Origin of the sequence: Nonomuraea sp. KM88 (genome assembly GCF_052245635.1) — a bacterium.
Taxonomy (GTDB): domain Bacteria; phylum Actinomycetota; class Actinomycetes; order Streptosporangiales; family Streptosporangiaceae; genus Nonomuraea.
Genome location: NZ_JBQQCC010000013.1, coordinates 186,624 through 201,929, shown reverse-complemented (window position 1 = coordinate 201,929; position 15,306 = coordinate 186,624). Strand labels below are relative to the sequence as shown.

Sequence of the window (15,306 nt, the reverse complement as noted above, 5' to 3'; positions counted from 1 at the left end):
GTAACGACAGCCGCCCGATCATGGTTTCGGCTCGCGCAGCACGTAGCCGACGCCGTGCACGGTGTGGATCAGCTTCGGTCCGCCGGTGTCGAGCTTGCGGCGCAGGTAGCTGACATAGGTGTCGACGATGCTGGTGTCGCCGGCGAAGTCGTAGCGCCACACCTGCTGCAGGATCTCCGGTTTCGGCAGCACCCGCCCCGTGTTGAGCACCAGGTGGTGCAGCAGCCTGAACTCCGTCGGCGACAGGCGTACGGGCCGCCCCGCCCTGGTCACCTGGTGGCCGTCGGGATCCACTTCGAGATCGCCGACGACGAGGGTGCGGTCGTCGGCGATCACGCCCGTACGCCGGAGGATGGCTCTGATGCGGGCCAGCAACTCCTCCAGGTCGAACGGCTTGGTCACGTAGTCGTCGCCGCCCAGCCGGAGCCCGTTGATCTTGTCGGCCGCGGTGTCGCGGGCCGTCAGGAACAACACCGGCACGGGGCCGGGCCGGCCGCCGGCTCTGGGCAGGCCGCGTAACCTGCGGATGACCTCGAAGCCGTCCAGGTCGGGCAGCATCACGTCGAGCAGCACCAGGTCGGGCGGATCGCGCCTGGCCGCCTCCAGCGCCTGCGCGCCCGTCTCCGCCGAGGTCACGGTGAAACCGGCGAAGCGCAGCGTCGCCGACAACAACTCCTTGACCGTCGGCTCGTCGTCGACCACGAGCAGCCGTTCGCCCACGTGACGCACCTCCTACCGTCGCCGGTCAGGCATCGTGGCTCCTGAAGTGTACGAACGCCGCGGCCAGCATGGCCGCCACGAACCCGGCCGGCAGCCCGAACCCCGCCCACGCCGGCAACGGCGCCGTCCCCAGGGCCACCCCGAAGGCGGCGGCGTTGGGCCAGTAGACGCTGAGGAAGCCGCTCACGAAGTCGGGCGCGACCGAGGCGAGCATGGGGAGCAGCAGGAAGGTGGTGCTGACGTTGACGGCGGGGGCCGTGCCGCGCAGCAGGAAACCCAGTGCCAGCCCGAACAACGCCAGCGCCGTCAGCACGAGCGGCCCGGTCAGCAACATCCGCAGCACCGCCGGCTGCCCCGGCGTCAGGTACGGCGCCCCGCCCGCAGCCAGCGTGCTCTGGCTGGTCACGTACATCAGCCACACCGCCGCCACGCTCACCGGCAACGTGGTCAGCACCGTCAGCCCCGCCTTGGCGGCGAGCAGGTGGCCGCGCCTGCCCACGGCGGCCAGGCTGGCCCGCATGGTGCCCGCTCCGTACTCCGACGAGGCGACCAGCACGCCCAGCGCCGCGATCAGCAGCTGCACGATGTACAGCCCGCGCATGCTCTGCTCCAGCGGCTCGAAGTCGAGCCGCTCCTGCGCCGTGGCCGCCGCGTAGTCCACGGCGGTGGCGTTCCCGAACAACCACCCGAGCGCCGCCGCGACGGCGACGCTCGCCGCCGCCAGCACCATCGTGGCCCTTATGCTGCTGAACTTCGTCCACTCCGCCCTGAGGATCCCGGCATCGATCATCGGGCCGCTCCGTACTCGACGCTGTCGCGGGTGAGCTCCAGGAACGTGTCCTCGAGAGACACCCGCCGCTGGGTGAGCTCGAACAACGCCACGCCCTCCGCAGCCGCGAGACGGCCCACGTCGGGCGCGGTCATGCCGGTGACCAGCAGCTCGTCGTCGTCACCCGGCTGCACGTGCGCCCCCGACAACTCCAGCCGCCGGGAGAAGGCGGCGGCCTCCGGCGTACGCACAAGCACGGTCGAGCCGGTCTCGGTGAACTCCCCGATCTCCCCCTCGGCGATGAGCCGGCCCTTCCCGATGATCACCAGCCGGTCGGCGGTCACCGCCATCTCGCTCATCAGGTGGCTGGAGACCAGCACCGTACGCCCCTCCGCGGCCAGAGCGCGGATCAGCGCGCGGATCCACCGGACCCCTTCGGGATCGAGGCCGTTGACCGGCTCGTCGAGCACCACCACCGGCGGGTCGCCGAGCAGCGCGGCGGCCAGGCCCAGCCGCTGGCTCATGCCCAGCGAGAACCCGCCCGCCTTCCTGCCCGCCACGTCGGCGAGCCCGACCAGGTCGAGCACCTCGGTGACTCGGCCGGCCGGGATGGAGTTGCTCTGCGCCAGATAGAGCAGGTGCTTGTACGGGGTGCGCTGCGGATGCACGGCCTGCGCCTCCAGCAGCGACCCGATCACGCGCAACGGGCTCGGCAGCTCGTGGTGCGGGCGGCCGTCGACCGTGGCCGAGCCCGACGTGGGCAGGTCGAGGCCGAGGATCATGCGCAGGGTCGTGGTCTTGCCGGCGCCGTTCGGACCGAGGAAACCGGTGACGAGGCCGGGCCGTACGGTGACGGTGAGGTCGTCCACGGCGGCCACGTCACCGTAGCGTTTGGTCAGTGCGTTGAGCTGAATCATGCCACCCAGCCTGCGGTGCCTGGTTTGAGGCGTTCTGAGCGAATCTGTGAGTTCTCTGTGAGCGGGGGCGCCACCACGTGCGGGCGTGCGGCGCCCCCGCCGGGATCCACAGAGAACTCCCAGTCACTCCAGCGCCCGCCTGAGGCGGGCGGCCAGCTCCTCGGCCTGCTCCCGCGTCCACGGGATCGTGCCGTTCTCCGACATGAGCGCGTGATACTGCTGCTCGTCGTACGGCGTGCCGGGCGGGAGCGGGGCCACGTGCCAGTGCAGGTGGGCGTTGCCCTGCTGGCTGCCCAGCGACAGCACGTACGTCCGCTCCGACGGCACCACCGACTCCACGGCCAGCGCCACCTTCCTGACCACCCGCATGAGCTCGAGGTAGGCGTCCTCGCCGAGGTCGCGCACGACGTGCTCGATGTGCCGTTTGGGGCTCACCAGCAGGTAGCCGGGCATGGTGGGGTAGCGGGCCAGGAAGGCCAGGTGGTGGTCGTCCTCGTAGACGATCTGCTCGGTGGTGTAGGCGGGGTCTCCGGCGACGATGGCGCAGATGAAGCAGGGGCTCGACTTCACCCGGGCCACGTACGCCTCGACGTCGAAGGGCACGCTGCGATCAAGGCTCACCGTACGAGCCTGCCACTCAGGCGGCGGCTTCGGCGGGTTCCCTGACGGGCAGCGGGGTGGCCGGAGCGGGCTCCTCGCGCGGGAGCAGGCGGGAGGCCAGCGCGATCAGCACGCCCAGGACGACCGCGACGCCGAGCGCGGTGCGCAGGGAGGTGGCGTCCGACAGGAATCCGATCACCACGGGCCCGAGCAGCAGGCCCGCGTACCCCATGGCCCCGGCCTGGGCGATCGCCGGCCCCGGGGTGCGCGTCGCGGTGCCGGCCAGCGACAGAGTCAGAGGCGAGATCGTCGCCACGCCGAGGCCGACGAAGAACATCGCCGCCACCGCCACCAGCGCCGCGGGCGCGACCAGCACGACCGCGAAGAACCCGGCCGTGGCCACCCCGGAGACGGTCAGCATGCCGCGCACCCCGAACCTGGCCCGCAGGCGGTCGCCGGTCAGCCGGGCGGCCAGCATGCCGGTCTCGAAGACGGGGTAGCCGAGCGCCGCCAGGGCCTCGGGGGCGCCGAGCTCGTTACGCATGTAGAGGCCGTTCCAGTCGGCGACCGTGCCCTCGACCATGAACGCGAAGAACATGATCGCGCCGAGCAGGTAGACGACCGGCGGCATGCGGCGCCGGCCCGCCGGCTCCGTGCCGGTGGACGGGGGCTCGGGCAGGTGTGTACGGCCGATCAGCACGGCCACGGGCAGCGCGACCAGGCCGACCAGCGCCACGTTGGCGGTGAACGGCAGACCGGCGGCGATGGCCAGGCTGCCCAGGGCCCCGGCGGAGATGGCGCCGACGCACCAGCCGGCGTGCATGCCGTTCATCAGCGGCCGGCCGTGGGCCCGTTCGACGGCGGAGCCCTGGGCGTTCATGGCGACGTCCATGACGCCGAAGGCCATGCCGAAGAGCGCCACGGCCGCCAGCAGCAGCGGCAGGTCGGGGGCGAGGGCCACGGCCACCAGGCTGAGTGCCGTCAGCGGGCCGCTGATCCGCAGAACCGCCCTGCTGCCCGCGCGCGCCATGACGCGCCGCATGGACTGCATGGTCACCAGGGCGCCCAGGCCCCACACCAGCAGGATCGTCCCGACCATGGCCTCGGACAGGGCCAGCTTGTCGGTCAGGGCGGGGATGCGCACGGTCATCGTGCCCACCATCAGGCCGGCAAGGACAAAGGTGAGGACCGCCCCGTAACGGGCGCCCCTCAGCTCGCGGGTCATAGGGCCACACCTCTCACAAAGTTCGTTGTCTTCAGCGGTCCGGACGCGCGGGCGTCCAGGCAGGGGAGGGTGAGCGGGCTCGCTCACCGCAGGGGGAAGACCCCGGCTCGATCGGCCCTGGAAGGGACCGTGAGCAGGGGCCGGGGTTCGGCGCGGCTCGGAAGGATCCGCGCGAGGGCCGGATCGGGGAGCCCGCCCGGATGATCAGGGCGGATGATCCGGGCGGAGGGCCGGCTCGGGGTTCCGGGCGGGCCGGGTTCGGCGCTTCGCACGGGAGATCCGGGCTCGGACTTCGCGTGGAGATCCGGGCGAGGGCCGGCCGTCCGGGGAGCCGGACGGCCGAGGACGGCTCAGGCGGGAGGTTTGAGCAGCGCCCTGAGGCGGCCCTCCAGAGTTTGGAGATCGTCTTCCGTGTTGAGCTCCGGATCGTGGCTCGCCACGTCCCAGAGCCCCTCACACGCCAGTCGCACGATCTGCGCCGCCACCGGGTCGGGCTCCTCGCCCAGCTCCTCGCGATGCCATCGGGTCATCGCCTCGCGCAGCGGCGCGAGCAGGAACAGGTTGCCCGACGCTCCGGTGACGACCGCCCATCGTCGCAACCTGCCCGACCGTACGGAGGCCAGGGTCGCGCCCAGGTAGCGACCGGTGTAGGTCTGGTCGGGCTGGGCGGCCATGAGCTCGTCGAAGTCGTCGATCAGGCGCTCCACCATGCCCTTGATCAGGGCTTCCTTGGAGGCGTAGTGATAGAGCAGGCCGCCCTTGCTGACGCCCGCCCGGTCCGCCACCGCGGCCAGGGTGAGCGCGGTCGAACCCTGGTCGCAGAGGAGCTCCTCCGCCGCGTCCAAAAGCTCGTCCTTTCGCATGCCGCTTACTGTACCGTCCGGACGGTACAGTAGCAAACGAGATACCCTGGACTCGTGACCAGACCGTCGGCCTATCTTGATCATGCAGCGACCGCCCCGATGCTGCCCGAAGCGATCGAGGCCATGACGGTTCAACTCCAACAGGTCGGAAACGCTTCCTCGCTGCACGGCGCCGGGCGCCGGATGCGCAGGGTGGTCGAGGAGTCACGCGAGGCGATCGCCGACGCGCTCGGGGCGCGGCCCAGCGAGGTCGTGTTCACCTCGGGCGGCACCGAGGCCGACAACCTCGCCATCAAGGGCCTCTACTGGGCGCGCCGCCCCCGCAGGCGCGTGCTGATCAGCTCCGTGGAGCACCACGCCGTGCTCGACCCGGCCCAGTGGCTGGCCGACAGCCAGGGCGCGGAGATCGAGCTGCTGGAGGCCGACGCGTACGGCCGCGTCCATCCCGAGACCCTGCGCGCCGCCATCGAACGCGACCCCGACAGCGTGGCCATGGTCAGCGTCATGTGGGCCAACAACGAGGTCGGCACCGTCCAGCCGGTGCACGCCCTGGCCGCCGTCGCCCGCGAGCACGGCATCCCGTTCCACACCGACGCCGTCCAGGCGGTGGGGCAGCTGTCCGTGTCGTTCGCCGCGTCGGGCGTCGACGCGCTCACGCTGACCGGCCACAAGATCGGCGGCCCGATGGGCGTCGGCGCGCTGCTGCTGGCCAGAGGGCTGACGCCGGTCTCCGTGCAGCACGGCGGAGGGCAGGAACGCGACGTGCGCTCCGGCACGCTCGACGCTCCCGCCATCGCGGGGCTCGCCGCCGCCGTCAGCACCGCCGTCAAGGAGCAGGAGGCTCTGGGGCGCCGCCTGGCGTCGCTGCGCGACGAGCTGATCGAGCGCGTACGCGCGGCCGTCCCCGACGTCGTGCTCAACGGCGATCCCGACGTACGCGAGACGACCTCCGCGCAAACCCCCCTGACCGAACGGCGAGGGACCCCTCCGGCTTCACCGGGGCGGCTGCCGGGCAACGCGCATTTCTCCTTCCCCGGCTGCGAGGGCGACGCGTTGCTCATGCTGCTCGACGCCAAGGGCGTGGAGTGCTCGACCGGCTCGGCCTGCTCGGCAGGCGTCTCCCAGCCGTCGCACGTGCTGCTGGCGATGGGGGCCGACGCGGCGGCGGCGCGCGGCTCGCTCAGGTTCACCCTGGGGCACACCTCGACCCGCGACGACGTCGACCGCCTGATCGAAGTGCTGCCCGCCGCGGTCGAACGCGCCCGCCGCGCCGGCCTCGGCTGACCGGCCGCCGTGGCGTCAGGTGAGGAACGGCGCCGCGGCGGTCCAACCCGGGTCGGCGGTCACGTCGACGCGGGGCTCGCCCTCCTCCCAGCCCACGATCAGCTCCTTGGCGTGGATCGCGGCGTCGCCGGTCGGGTCGGCGTAGACGTGGATGATCCGGTGTCCCTCCGTGCTCAGGTGGGCGGCCAGCACCGCGTCGTCGCCCAGCTTGAGCAGGCGGGCCACCAGGCGCTCCTCGAAGTCGCGCAGCGCCTCCAGCGAGCCGTCGACCGGCAGGCCGTTCTCGTCGCGATGCGCGTACGGCAGCGTGATCGCGAGGTGCTGGTCGCAGAGCGGATGGTCGACGGGGCGCAGCGGGTGGCGGACCGTGGCGACGAGCGGCGCGCCGGTCGCGGTCTGCCCCTGCAGCAGCACCCACTCCTCCTCCGCGTAGCCGGAGGCCACGTCGGCGACCACGGCCGGCAGGTGCATGGCGGCCACGGCGTCGATCGGCTGGAACGTGGCCGGCGTGATCTCGCCCACCCACCTGGCGACGTCGTCCTCGCCGAGCAGCCAGTCGAGGGCCAGCAGCGTGGCCTCCATCCGGGTGTCCTCGTCGAGCTCGGCGAAGATCGGGTGGTAGGCGGCCACGTCGACCCTCGGCTGGTTGCGCGGCACCCGCAGCCCGAGCATCAGCTTGTCGAGCGCGAACGCGTAACCGCCCACCTCGATGGCGAGCTCCGCCGCCTGCGGATTGGCCTGCCGCGACGGATGAAACTCCCACAGCAGATCGGCGGCCGGCGCGGCCCTGGCCCAGCGGTGGGCGAGCGGGCGCAGCTCGGCGTCGCCCGCCGCGGTCACCACGAGGGCGTGCGCCGCCTCCTTGCCGGGCGCCACCTCCCAGACCAGCTCGGGATGGACGGCGGCGACCGCCGGCGCCAGCCACTCCTCCAGCCCCGCGGCCTCGCCCTCGGCCACCAGCGAGTCGAGCCGCGGCCTGGTCTCCTGCCACCACGTCCAGAACCCGGCAATGGCCTCGTCCTGCCCGCCGGCCTCTTCCTCTTCGTCCTTGCGCCCGAACAGTCGCATGCGCTGAATCCTCGCAGACCCCGGCCCCGATCGTGCACATGGCCGCGCACTCCCGTACGGACAGTACGCTGAGAAGGTCATGGGACTGCGTGTGCTTGCCGCCATGTCGGGCGGCGTCGACTCCGCCGTGGCCGCCGCTCGGATCGCCGAGGCCGGTCACGACGTCACTGGTGTGCACCTCGCTCTGTCGGCCAACCCCCAATCCCACCGCACGGGTGCCCGGGGCTGCTGCACGATCGAGGACTCTCGCGACGCGCGGCGTGCCGCCGACGTGATCGGCATCCCCTTCTACATCTGGGACATGGCAGAGCGGTTCCAGCGCGACGTGATCGAGGACTTCGTGTCCGAATACGCCGCTGGCCGCACGCCCAACCCGTGCCTGCGCTGCAACGAGAAGATCAAGTTCTCCGCGGTGCTCGACCGGGCGCTGGCCCTGGGCTTCGACGCGGTCGCCACCGGCCACCACGCCAGGCTGGCCGACGGTGTCCTGTCCAGGAGCGCCGACCAGGGCAAAGACCAGTCCTACGTGCTCGGGGTGCTCACCCGCGAGCAGCTCGGCCACGCCATCTTCCCCCTGGGCGACTCGACCAAGGCCGAGGTGCGCGAGGAGGCCGCGCGGCGCGGGCTGATGGTCGCCGACAAGCCCGACAGCCACGACATCTGCTTCATCGCCGACGGCGACACCCGCGGCTTCCTGTCCAAGCGGCTCGGCGCGGAGGAGGGGCCCATCGTCGACCAGAGCGGCGCCGTCGTCGGCAGCCACCAGGGCGCTCACGGTTTCACGATCGGCCAGCGCAAGGGCCTGCGCATCGACCGCCCGGCCCTCGACGGCAGGCCACGCTACGTCCTGTCGATCGAGCCGGTCTCCAACACCGTCACGGTGGGGCCGCGCGCGGCGCTCGAGGTCACCTCGATCACCTGCGGCGACCCGGTCTGGAACGGCCCGTCCCGCTTCGACGACCTGACCGTGCAGCTGCGTGCCCACGGAGAGGTCTACGGCTGCCGGTTCGAGGAGACCGGCGGCGGGCTCCGCGTCGACCTCGACCGCCCGGCCACGGGAGTTGCGGCGGGGCAGGCCGCCGTCCTCTATTCCGGCGCCACGGTGATCGGCTCGGCGACGATCCTCTCCGCTAGCTGAGGGTGACCGACTCGCCGACCCCTATACGACGGATCTCGGCGCCCTGCTTGTCAGCCTCCACCTTGAGCCAGTTGTCCACCACCGCGAGACCCCTGTCGTTGATCAGGCCGTCATGGGTGGAGAACGCCCGGCCCGGGCGCACCTCGCGCAGATATCCGACCATCTCCACGAGCTTCAGCCAGGGTGCGTTGGTGGGCACCAGCAGCGTCGGCACGTCCACCCCGGGCACGGTCAGGGCGTCACCGGGGTAGAAGAGCGCGTCGTCGAGCATGAAGCCGACGTTCTGCACGATCGGAATGTCCGGATGGTTCAGCGCGTGCCACTCGCCGAACACCTTCACCCCGAAACCGGCCGTCTCGAAGGCGTCGCCATGACGTACGACCTGCACCTTGGCCGGCACGTCCGCCAGCTCGGCGGCGACAGCCTCGCATGTCCAGATCTCCAGGTCGGGCGAGGCCGCCCTCAGCTTGCCGACGTCGACGTGGTCGAAGTGCTCGTGGGTGATGAGGACGGCGTCCGCGCCCTCCAGAACGGGGCCCTCGCTGAACGTGCCCGGGTCGATGACCAGGACCTTGCCGTCCTTCTCCACGCGTACGCACGCGTGCTCGAATTTACTGATCTTCATACGGCAGAGCCTACGCTTGTCCCCATGTCTACTGTGCCCACGTGGCAAGCCACCGGGATCGGCTCACATCCCGGCGAGGACCATCTCGAGGCGATCAGGGTCGTCCTCGGCGAGGTGCCCGGGCTGCCCTACCTGCCAGAGCTGCCCGCCCGAGGCGTCGGCGCCGACATGGTCGGGCGCACGGCGGGGCTGCTCGTCGACCTGCCGGTCGAGGTGCAGCCGTCCGGCTGGCGGCTGAGCGACCGGCCGGGGCGCGACCACCAGCGGTCCCTCGACCATATGCGCCGCGATCTCGACGGGCTGGAGGAGATCGCCCACGACTACTCGGGTCCGCTCAAGCTGCAGGTGTGCGGTCCGTGGACGCTGGCCGGCGCGATCGAGCTGAAGCACGGCGACAAGATGCTCTCCGACGCGGGGGCCGTACGCGATCTGACGGCGTCCCTCGCGCAGGGGGTCGCCGACCACTGCGCGGAGGTGCGGCGGCGGCTGCCAGGGGTGACGGAGATCGTGTTGCAGCTCGACGAGCCCGGGCTGCCGGGGGTGCTGGCCGGCACGGTGCCGACCGCCTCGGGCTTCGGGCGGCTGGCCGCGGTGGAGGGATGGCGGGTGGAGGAGTCGCTGCGGCTCTTCGACGCCCCCGTGGTGCACTGCTGCGCGCCCTCGGTGCCTCTCGGCCTGCTGCGGTCGGCGGGGGTGCGGGGGGTCTCCGTCGCCGCCGCCCTGCTGCGGCGCAGGGACGACGATGCGCTGGGCGAGCTTTTCGAGGCCGGGATGGTGCTGTTCATGGGCGTGGTGCCGGGCAGGGATGCCCGGCTGCCCGACCCTGGCGTGGTCGCCGAACCCGCGGTGGGGTTGTGGCGGCGGCTGGGGTTCGCGCCCGACAGGCTGGCGGGGCAGGTCGTGCTGACGCCGGCGTGCGGGCTCGCGGGGGCGACGCCGAGGTACGCCAGGGCCGCCCTGGCCGCGTGCGCGAAGGCCGCCCAGGTGCTCAGGGACGATCCCGCGAACGGGCAAGCCGGCTGACCGGCCTCTGGCTCACGTGGCGTTCCTGGACGGAGGGCGAGGTGCGCCGCGGAAGTTTCACGCGAAGGCCCCACAAAGCTCTCCACCTGCGAGAGCGTCCGATCTCATGGCCGCCGGGAGCACGTGCGCCGGCGGCCTTTTCTGTCAGTGCTGAGCGGTAGCGTTTGCTCAGAATGCTGGACGGAAGGAGAGGCCGTGGGCGAGCCATCCACTGAGGTCGCCGGGGTGCCGGTGCCCGCGCTGAAGCGGCATGCCGAGCTGAGCGAGCTGGTCGACGAGGCTCGCTGGCGCTACTACGTGCTCGACCAGCCCACGGTCAGCGACGCCCAGTTCGACGAGTGGTTCAGAGAGCTGCTGGCGCTGGAGGAGGAGCATCCCTCGCTCCAGACGCCAGGCTCGCCCACCCAGCAGGTGGGGGCGCCGGTCAGCGGCGACTTCGCCAAGGTTCGCCACCTGGCCAGGATGGAGAGCCTCGACAACGCCTTCAACGACGCCGACATGGCGGCCTGGCAGGTGCGCGCCGAGCGGCTGGCCGAAGGAGATCCGGGCCCCTACCTGTGCGAGCTGAAGATCGACGGGCTCGCGATCGCCCTGGTCTACCGCGACGGCAGGCTGGAGCGCGCCGCCACCAGGGGCGACGGGCGCACGGGTGACGACGTGACGGCCAACGTGCGCACCATCAAGGGCGTCCCCCACCGGCTCAAGGGCGACGACGTGCCGAGCCTGGTCGAGGTGCGCGGCGAGGTCTACATCCCGGTCGAAGACTTCAAGAAGCTCAACGAGCAGCTCGTCGAGCAGGGCAAGCCGCCGTTCGCCAACCCGCGCAACTCCGCGGCCGGCACGCTGCGGCAGAAGGACCCGCGCATCACGGCGCAGCGCCCGCTGCGCATGCTGGTGCACGGCGTCGGCGTCTGGGAGGGAGCGACGGAGCCGCGGGCGCAGTCGGAGGTCTACGACCGGCTGCGCGAGTTCGGGCTGCCGGTCAGCGACCTCTACCAGGTGCTGCCGGGCCTCACCGAGATCAACGAGTTCATCGAGCACTACCGCGCGCACCGCCACGATCCGCCCTATGAGATCGACGGGGTGGTCGTCAAGGTCGACGACTTCCGCACGCAGCGTGAGCTCGGCTCCACCTCGCGCGCTCCGCGCTGGGCGATCGCCTTCAAATATCCGCCGCAGGAGGTCAACACCAAGCTGCTCGACATCCAGGTGGGCGTCGGGCGCACCGGCCGCGTCACCCCCTATGGCGTGATGGAGCCGGTCGTGGTGTCGGGCTCGACCGTCGAGCGCGCCACGCTCCACAACGCCGCCGTCGTGGCCAAGAAGGGCGTGCTCATCGGCGACACCGTGGTGTTGCGCAAGGCGGGCGACGTCATCCCCGAGATCGTCGGGCCGGTGGCGGCGCTGCGCGACGGGTCCGAGCGGGAGTTCGTCATGCCGACCCACTGCCCGGAGTGCGGTACCGCGCTGGCTTACGAGAAGGAGGGCGACGCCGACCTGCGCTGCCCCAACGCGCGCGGTTGCCCCGCCCAGATGCGCGAGCGCATCTATTTCGCGGCCGGGCGGCGCGCGCTCGACATCGACGGCCTCGGCTATGTCGCGGCCACCGCGCTCACCCAGCCGCTCCCGCCGCAGCAGCCGGTGGTGCGCACCGAGGCCGACCTGTTCGACCTGACGCTCGACCAGCTGATCCCGATCAGGTCGGTGGTCCGCGATCCCGACACCGGCCTGCCCAAGATCGACCCGAAGACGGGGGAGCAGAAGGTCGTCTCCTTCTTCTCCAACATCAACGGCGAGCCCAGCCAGAACGCGCTGCAGCTCATCGAGGAGCTCGAGCGGGCCAAGCAGGTGCCGCTCGCGCAGGTGCTGGTCGCCCTGTCGATCAGGCACATCGGTCCGCCCACGGCGCGTGCCCTGGCCGACGCCATGAGGTCGATCGACACGATCATGAACGCCTCGGAGGAAGAGCTGGCCGCGGTCGAGGGCATCGGGCCCCGGGTGGCGGCCACGATCCGGGAGTGGTTCGCGGTCGACTGGCACCGCGCGATCATCGACCGGTGGCGCGCGGCCGGGGTCCGCATGGAGGACGAGCCGGCCCCCGAGAAGGGCCCGCAGACGCTGCAGGGGATGACGTTCGTGGTCACGGGCACGCTGGAGGGCCACACCCGCGACTCGGCCGCCGCCGAGCTGACCGGCAGGGGCGGGAAGGTCGCGTCGTCGGTGTCGAAGAAGACGTCGTTCCTGATCGCGGGTGACAACGCTGGGTCGAAATATGACAAGGCGGTCAGCCTGGGCGTGCCGATCCTCGACAGCGCGGGCTTCGAGATCCTCCTGAACGAAGGCCCGGAGGCGGCCACCGGGGCCGCGATCACCCCCGAGCCCTGACCCTCACGCGTTGACGCGGGTCCAAGGGCTCGCACGGGCACGGTTGGCCGGCACGGGCGAGGCCGGTTCCTCCGGGCACGGTTGGTCCATACGGGCGGGGTCGGTTCGCATGGGCTCGGGTAATTCATGCGAACCCGGTCGGTTCTGGACCGGTCGAGGATCGTTCGCACGGGCGGTCAGTTCGTACGGGTGGACCCCGGTTCGTACGGGTGGCTCGTTCGTGCGGGTGGTTCGTTCGTAGGGATGGGTTCATGCGGGTGGGTCCGGTTTATGCGGGAGTGGTTGGCTCGTCTGAGAGCGGTCGGTTCGCGAGGGCTCGTGCGCGGGTGGCGACCGCGGTTCCGGCATGGGTGAGGGTGGTTTCGCACCGGCTGCTGTAGAGCGACCGCGCTCCGGCGGATGACCGTGTTTCGTGATGAGGTCTCGCATGCGGTCCTGGGGGTCGCGCGGGGAGACCGCAGCGTGCATGGTGTGCTACCCAGGGTGTTTTCTGGGTATATGTCGGAAAGGAGAAGTGACGGAACGTACGCGCTTGGTTTCGCGAAGTGGGGTAAAGGTCGTACCCTCCCATAGTGACCTAATGGGGGTTCTGTTACCGATGACTGACCCAACCGACACCCGCGACACCGGCCCACGCGTCGGCACGCCGCTGTGGGCGTTTCTCGCGGGCATCACCGTGATCGGGTTCACCGCACTCGTGGTGGCCATGCTCAGGCTCGACATGTCCGAGCTGGTGGAGGTCGCCCGCACACCGCTGTTCTGGGTGCTGGCCGTGCTGGTGGTCCTGGGCGAGCTGCGGCCCGTCATGGTCTCCTCGGCGGCGGCCGTGGGCGGCACCTACCCCTCCACCATGTTCACGTTCGCCGTGCTCCTGCACTTCGGGCTGCCCGCCGCGGTGCTGATGCAGGGGGTCGCGGTGGCCATGAACGGCGTGGTGACGCGCAAGTCGTGGCATCGGGTCATGTTCAACATCGCGCAGTCGACCCTCGCGCTCACCGCCGCGGGTGTGGTGCTGGGGACGTTCGGCATCGTGCCGAGCCCGGCCCTGCCGTGGGTGCCGGGCGGCGGTAACCTGCTGGCGATCGGGCTGGCGGGGATCGCCTACTTCGCGACCAGGGCGACTCTCGTGTGCAGTGCGGTCGCGCTGCACGAACGGCGCTCGCTCACCCGGGTGCTGAAGGCCACCGTCGGCCCGCAGAGCCTCGTCTACGCTGGCCTGCTCGGCCTGGCGCCTCTGGTCGTCGTGGTCATGAACCATTCGCCGGGGCTGGTGCCGCTCTTCGTGGCGCCCCTGGCCGCCGTCTACTTCACCGCCACGCTCTCCATGCGCCGCGACCACCAGGCCATGCACGACGAGCTGACCGGCCTGCCCAACCGCAAGCTGCTCATCGTCAGCACGGAGGAGGCGCTCGCCGAGGCCAGGCAGGACGACCGGGTCGGCCTGTTCCTGCTCGACCTCGACCGGTTCAAGGAGGTCAACGACACGATGGGCCACCCGGTGGGCGACCGCCTGTTGCAGATGGTCGCGCACCGCCTCACCCACTCCGTACGCCCGGGAGACGTGGTCGCGAGGCTGGGCGGCGACGAGTTCGCCGTGCTGCTGCCCTCGATCAGGGACACCCACGCGGCCAGGGAGGTCGCGGCAAGGCTGCGTGCGGCGCTGACCGAGCCGGTGCGCCTGGAGGGCATGACCTTCGACGTGGACGGCTCCGTCGGCATCGCGCTCTACCCCGATCACGCCCCCGACTTCGAGCTGCTGCTCCAGCGCGCCGACGTGGCGATGTACCTCGCCAAGGAGGGCCGTACGGGAGTGGAGCTCTACCAGCCCGACAAGGACAGGAACTCGCCGGAGCGCCTGAGCCTCCTCGGCGATCTGCGCCGCGCCATCGACAACCGCGAGCTGCGCCTGCACTACCAGCCCAAGGTCAGTCTCGGCACCGGCGCGGTCCTGGGCGTCGAGGCGCTGCTGCGCTGGCGCCACCCGGCGCACGGGCCGATCCCGCCGTCCGATTTCGTCCCGCTGGCCGAGCAGTCCTACCTGATGCGCCAGCTGACCGCGTACGTCATCGACGAGGCGCTGGAGCAGGCCGCCCACTGGTGGCACACGGATCTGCGGGTGCAGATCTCGGTCAACATCTCCGCCCGTGACCTGCTCGACTCCGCGCTGCCCGAGCGGCTGGAGGTGGGGCTGGCGAAGTATGGCCTGCCGCCCGCGGCCATCCAGCTGGAGGTGACCGAGCGCATCCTGACCGGCGACCAGGCCTACACCCAGGAGACCATCAAGGCGCTGGCCACGCTCGGCGTCCCGCTGGCCATCGACGACTTCGGCACCGGCTACTCCTCGCTGATCAGGCTCCAGCGCCTGGCGGTGTCGGAGGTCAAGATCGACGCCTCGTTCGTCCGCAGGATCGCCGAGTCGGAGGATGACGAAAGGATCGTGCGCTCGATCGTCGACCTGGTGCGCTCGCTCGGCCTGCGTTCGGTGGCCGAGGGGGTCGAGTCCGACGAGGTGGCCATCCGCCTGGCGGACATGGGGTGCGACGTGGGGCAGGGGTGGTTGTTCTGCGAGCCCATGCCGGCCGCCGACGCCGCGACCTGGCTGCGTGACCACGCGGAGGCGGTGCCGAAGGTCGATTTCGGCTACGCGCCCGAGGTGACCAGGACCGCGTGACCTGGCGGAACGCAGACC

Annotated in this window: 13 protein-coding genes; 5 read left to right on the top strand and 8 right to left on the bottom strand. The window is 71.3% G+C overall.

Translation table 11 applies throughout. The annotated features are described in order from the left end of the window. Positions 1–18: 18 nt before the first annotated feature. From ACTWPV_RS33570 to ACTWPV_RS33545, 6 genes are all read right to left on the bottom strand, one after another. Positions 19–720, bottom strand: coding sequence for a response regulator transcription factor (locus ACTWPV_RS33570; protein WP_443154831.1), 702 nt, complete (start codon positions 718–720; stop codon positions 19–21). Between the two features lie 25 nt (positions 721–745). Further along, positions 746–1,510, bottom strand: coding sequence for a hypothetical protein (locus ACTWPV_RS33565; RefSeq protein ID WP_443154830.1), 765 nt, complete (start codon positions 1,508–1,510; stop codon positions 746–748). After that, positions 1,507–2,406 carry an ATP-binding cassette domain-containing protein gene (locus tag ACTWPV_RS33560; RefSeq protein WP_443154829.1) on the bottom strand — a complete coding sequence of 300 codons (900 nt, stop codon included), beginning with the start codon at positions 2,404–2,406 and terminating at the stop codon, positions 1,507–1,509. The genes ACTWPV_RS33565 and ACTWPV_RS33560 overlap by 4 nt, the downstream gene beginning before the upstream one ends. A gap of 123 nt (positions 2,407–2,529) precedes the next feature. Continuing rightward, positions 2,530–3,027, bottom strand: a complete 498-nt coding sequence (locus ACTWPV_RS33555; RefSeq protein ID WP_347645419.1) for an HIT family protein — start codon at positions 3,025–3,027, stop codon at positions 2,530–2,532. Between the two features lie 16 nt (positions 3,028–3,043). Then, a complete protein-coding gene (locus tag ACTWPV_RS33550) occupies positions 3,044–4,231 on the bottom strand; it encodes an MFS transporter (RefSeq protein ID WP_347645418.1) in 1,188 nt (395 codons plus the stop codon). A 350-nt stretch (positions 4,232–4,581) separates the two neighbouring features. After that, on the bottom strand, positions 4,582–5,094 hold the full coding sequence (locus ACTWPV_RS33545; RefSeq protein ID WP_443154828.1) for a TetR/AcrR family transcriptional regulator: 513 nt from the start codon (positions 5,092–5,094) through the stop codon (positions 4,582–4,584). Between the two features lie 99 nt (positions 5,095–5,193). Here ACTWPV_RS33545 and ACTWPV_RS33540 point away from each other — a divergent pair, with 99 nt between their 5' ends. Beyond that, a complete protein-coding gene (locus ACTWPV_RS33540) occupies positions 5,194–6,378 on the top strand; it encodes a cysteine desulfurase family protein (RefSeq protein ID WP_443154890.1) in 1,185 nt (394 codons plus the stop codon). 15 nt (positions 6,379–6,393) lie between these two features. Here ACTWPV_RS33540 and ACTWPV_RS33535 read toward each other — a convergent pair whose 3' ends face one another. Next, positions 6,394–7,446, bottom strand: coding sequence for a DUF695 domain-containing protein (locus tag ACTWPV_RS33535; protein ID WP_443154827.1), 1,053 nt, complete (start codon positions 7,444–7,446; stop codon positions 6,394–6,396). Positions 7,447–7,525: 79 nt separating this feature from the next. On the opposite strand from ACTWPV_RS33535, the gene mnmA reads away from it, so the two are divergent. Continuing rightward, positions 7,526–8,584 (top strand): tRNA 2-thiouridine(34) synthase MnmA, encoded by a 1,059-nt coding sequence (gene mnmA, locus ACTWPV_RS33530; RefSeq protein WP_443154826.1) that lies wholly within the window; start codon positions 7,526–7,528, stop codon positions 8,582–8,584. Here mnmA and ACTWPV_RS33525 read toward each other — a convergent pair. After that, positions 8,577–9,209 carry an MBL fold metallo-hydrolase gene (locus tag ACTWPV_RS33525; protein ID WP_443154825.1) on the bottom strand — a complete coding sequence of 211 codons (633 nt, stop codon included), beginning with the start codon at positions 9,207–9,209 and terminating at the stop codon, positions 8,577–8,579. The genes mnmA and ACTWPV_RS33525 overlap by 8 nt on opposite strands. A 24-nt stretch (positions 9,210–9,233) precedes the next feature. On the opposite strand from ACTWPV_RS33525, the gene ACTWPV_RS33520 reads away from it, so the two are divergent. The 3 genes from ACTWPV_RS33520 (at position 9,234) to ACTWPV_RS33510 (ending at position 15,288) form a co-directional block, all read left to right on the top strand. Further along, entirely contained in the window at positions 9,234–10,232 is a 999-nt protein-coding gene (locus ACTWPV_RS33520; RefSeq protein ID WP_443154824.1) for a methionine synthase, read from the top strand. A gap of 195 nt (positions 10,233–10,427) precedes the next feature. Beyond that, complete coding sequence (ligA, locus tag ACTWPV_RS33515; protein ID WP_443154823.1) at positions 10,428–12,617, top strand: NAD-dependent DNA ligase LigA; 2,190 nt, start codon at positions 10,428–10,430, stop codon at positions 12,615–12,617. A 598-nt stretch (positions 12,618–13,215) separates the two neighbouring features. Continuing rightward, positions 13,216–15,288 (top strand): putative bifunctional diguanylate cyclase/phosphodiesterase, encoded by a 2,073-nt coding sequence (locus ACTWPV_RS33510; RefSeq protein ID WP_443154822.1) that lies wholly within the window; start codon positions 13,216–13,218, stop codon positions 15,286–15,288. Positions 15,289–15,306: the final 18 nt, after the last annotated feature.

Bases quoted from the DNA above. Each gene is read 5' to 3' on its own strand.
- ACTWPV_RS33545 (WP_443154828.1), bottom strand. From the start codon at position 5,094: ATGCGAAAGGACGAGCTTTTGGACGCGGCGGAGGAGCTCCTCTGCGAC.
- ACTWPV_RS33540 (WP_443154890.1), top strand. From the start codon at position 5,194: ATGCTGCCCGAAGCGATCGAGGCCATGACGGTTCAACTCCAACAGGTC.
- ACTWPV_RS33535 (WP_443154827.1), bottom strand. From the start codon at position 7,446: ATGCGACTGTTCGGGCGCAAGGACGAAGAGGAAGAGGCCGGCGGGCAG.
- ACTWPV_RS33550 (WP_347645418.1), bottom strand. From the start codon at position 4,231: ATGACCCGCGAGCTGAGGGGCGCCCGTTACGGGGCGGTCCTCACCTTT.
- mnmA (WP_443154826.1), top strand. From the start codon at position 7,526: ATGGGACTGCGTGTGCTTGCCGCCATGTCGGGCGGCGTCGACTCCGCC.
- ACTWPV_RS33565 (WP_443154830.1), bottom strand. From the start codon at position 1,510: ATGATCGATGCCGGGATCCTCAGGGCGGAGTGGACGAAGTTCAGCAGC.
- ACTWPV_RS33520 (WP_443154824.1), top strand. From the start codon at position 9,234: ATGTCTACTGTGCCCACGTGGCAAGCCACCGGGATCGGCTCACATCCC.
- ACTWPV_RS33525 (WP_443154825.1), bottom strand. From the start codon at position 9,209: ATGAAGATCAGTAAATTCGAGCACGCGTGCGTACGCGTGGAGAAGGAC.
- ACTWPV_RS33560 (WP_443154829.1), bottom strand. From the start codon at position 2,406: ATGATTCAGCTCAACGCACTGACCAAACGCTACGGTGACGTGGCCGCC.
- ACTWPV_RS33510 (WP_443154822.1), top strand. From the start codon at position 13,216: ATGACTGACCCAACCGACACCCGCGACACCGGCCCACGCGTCGGCACG.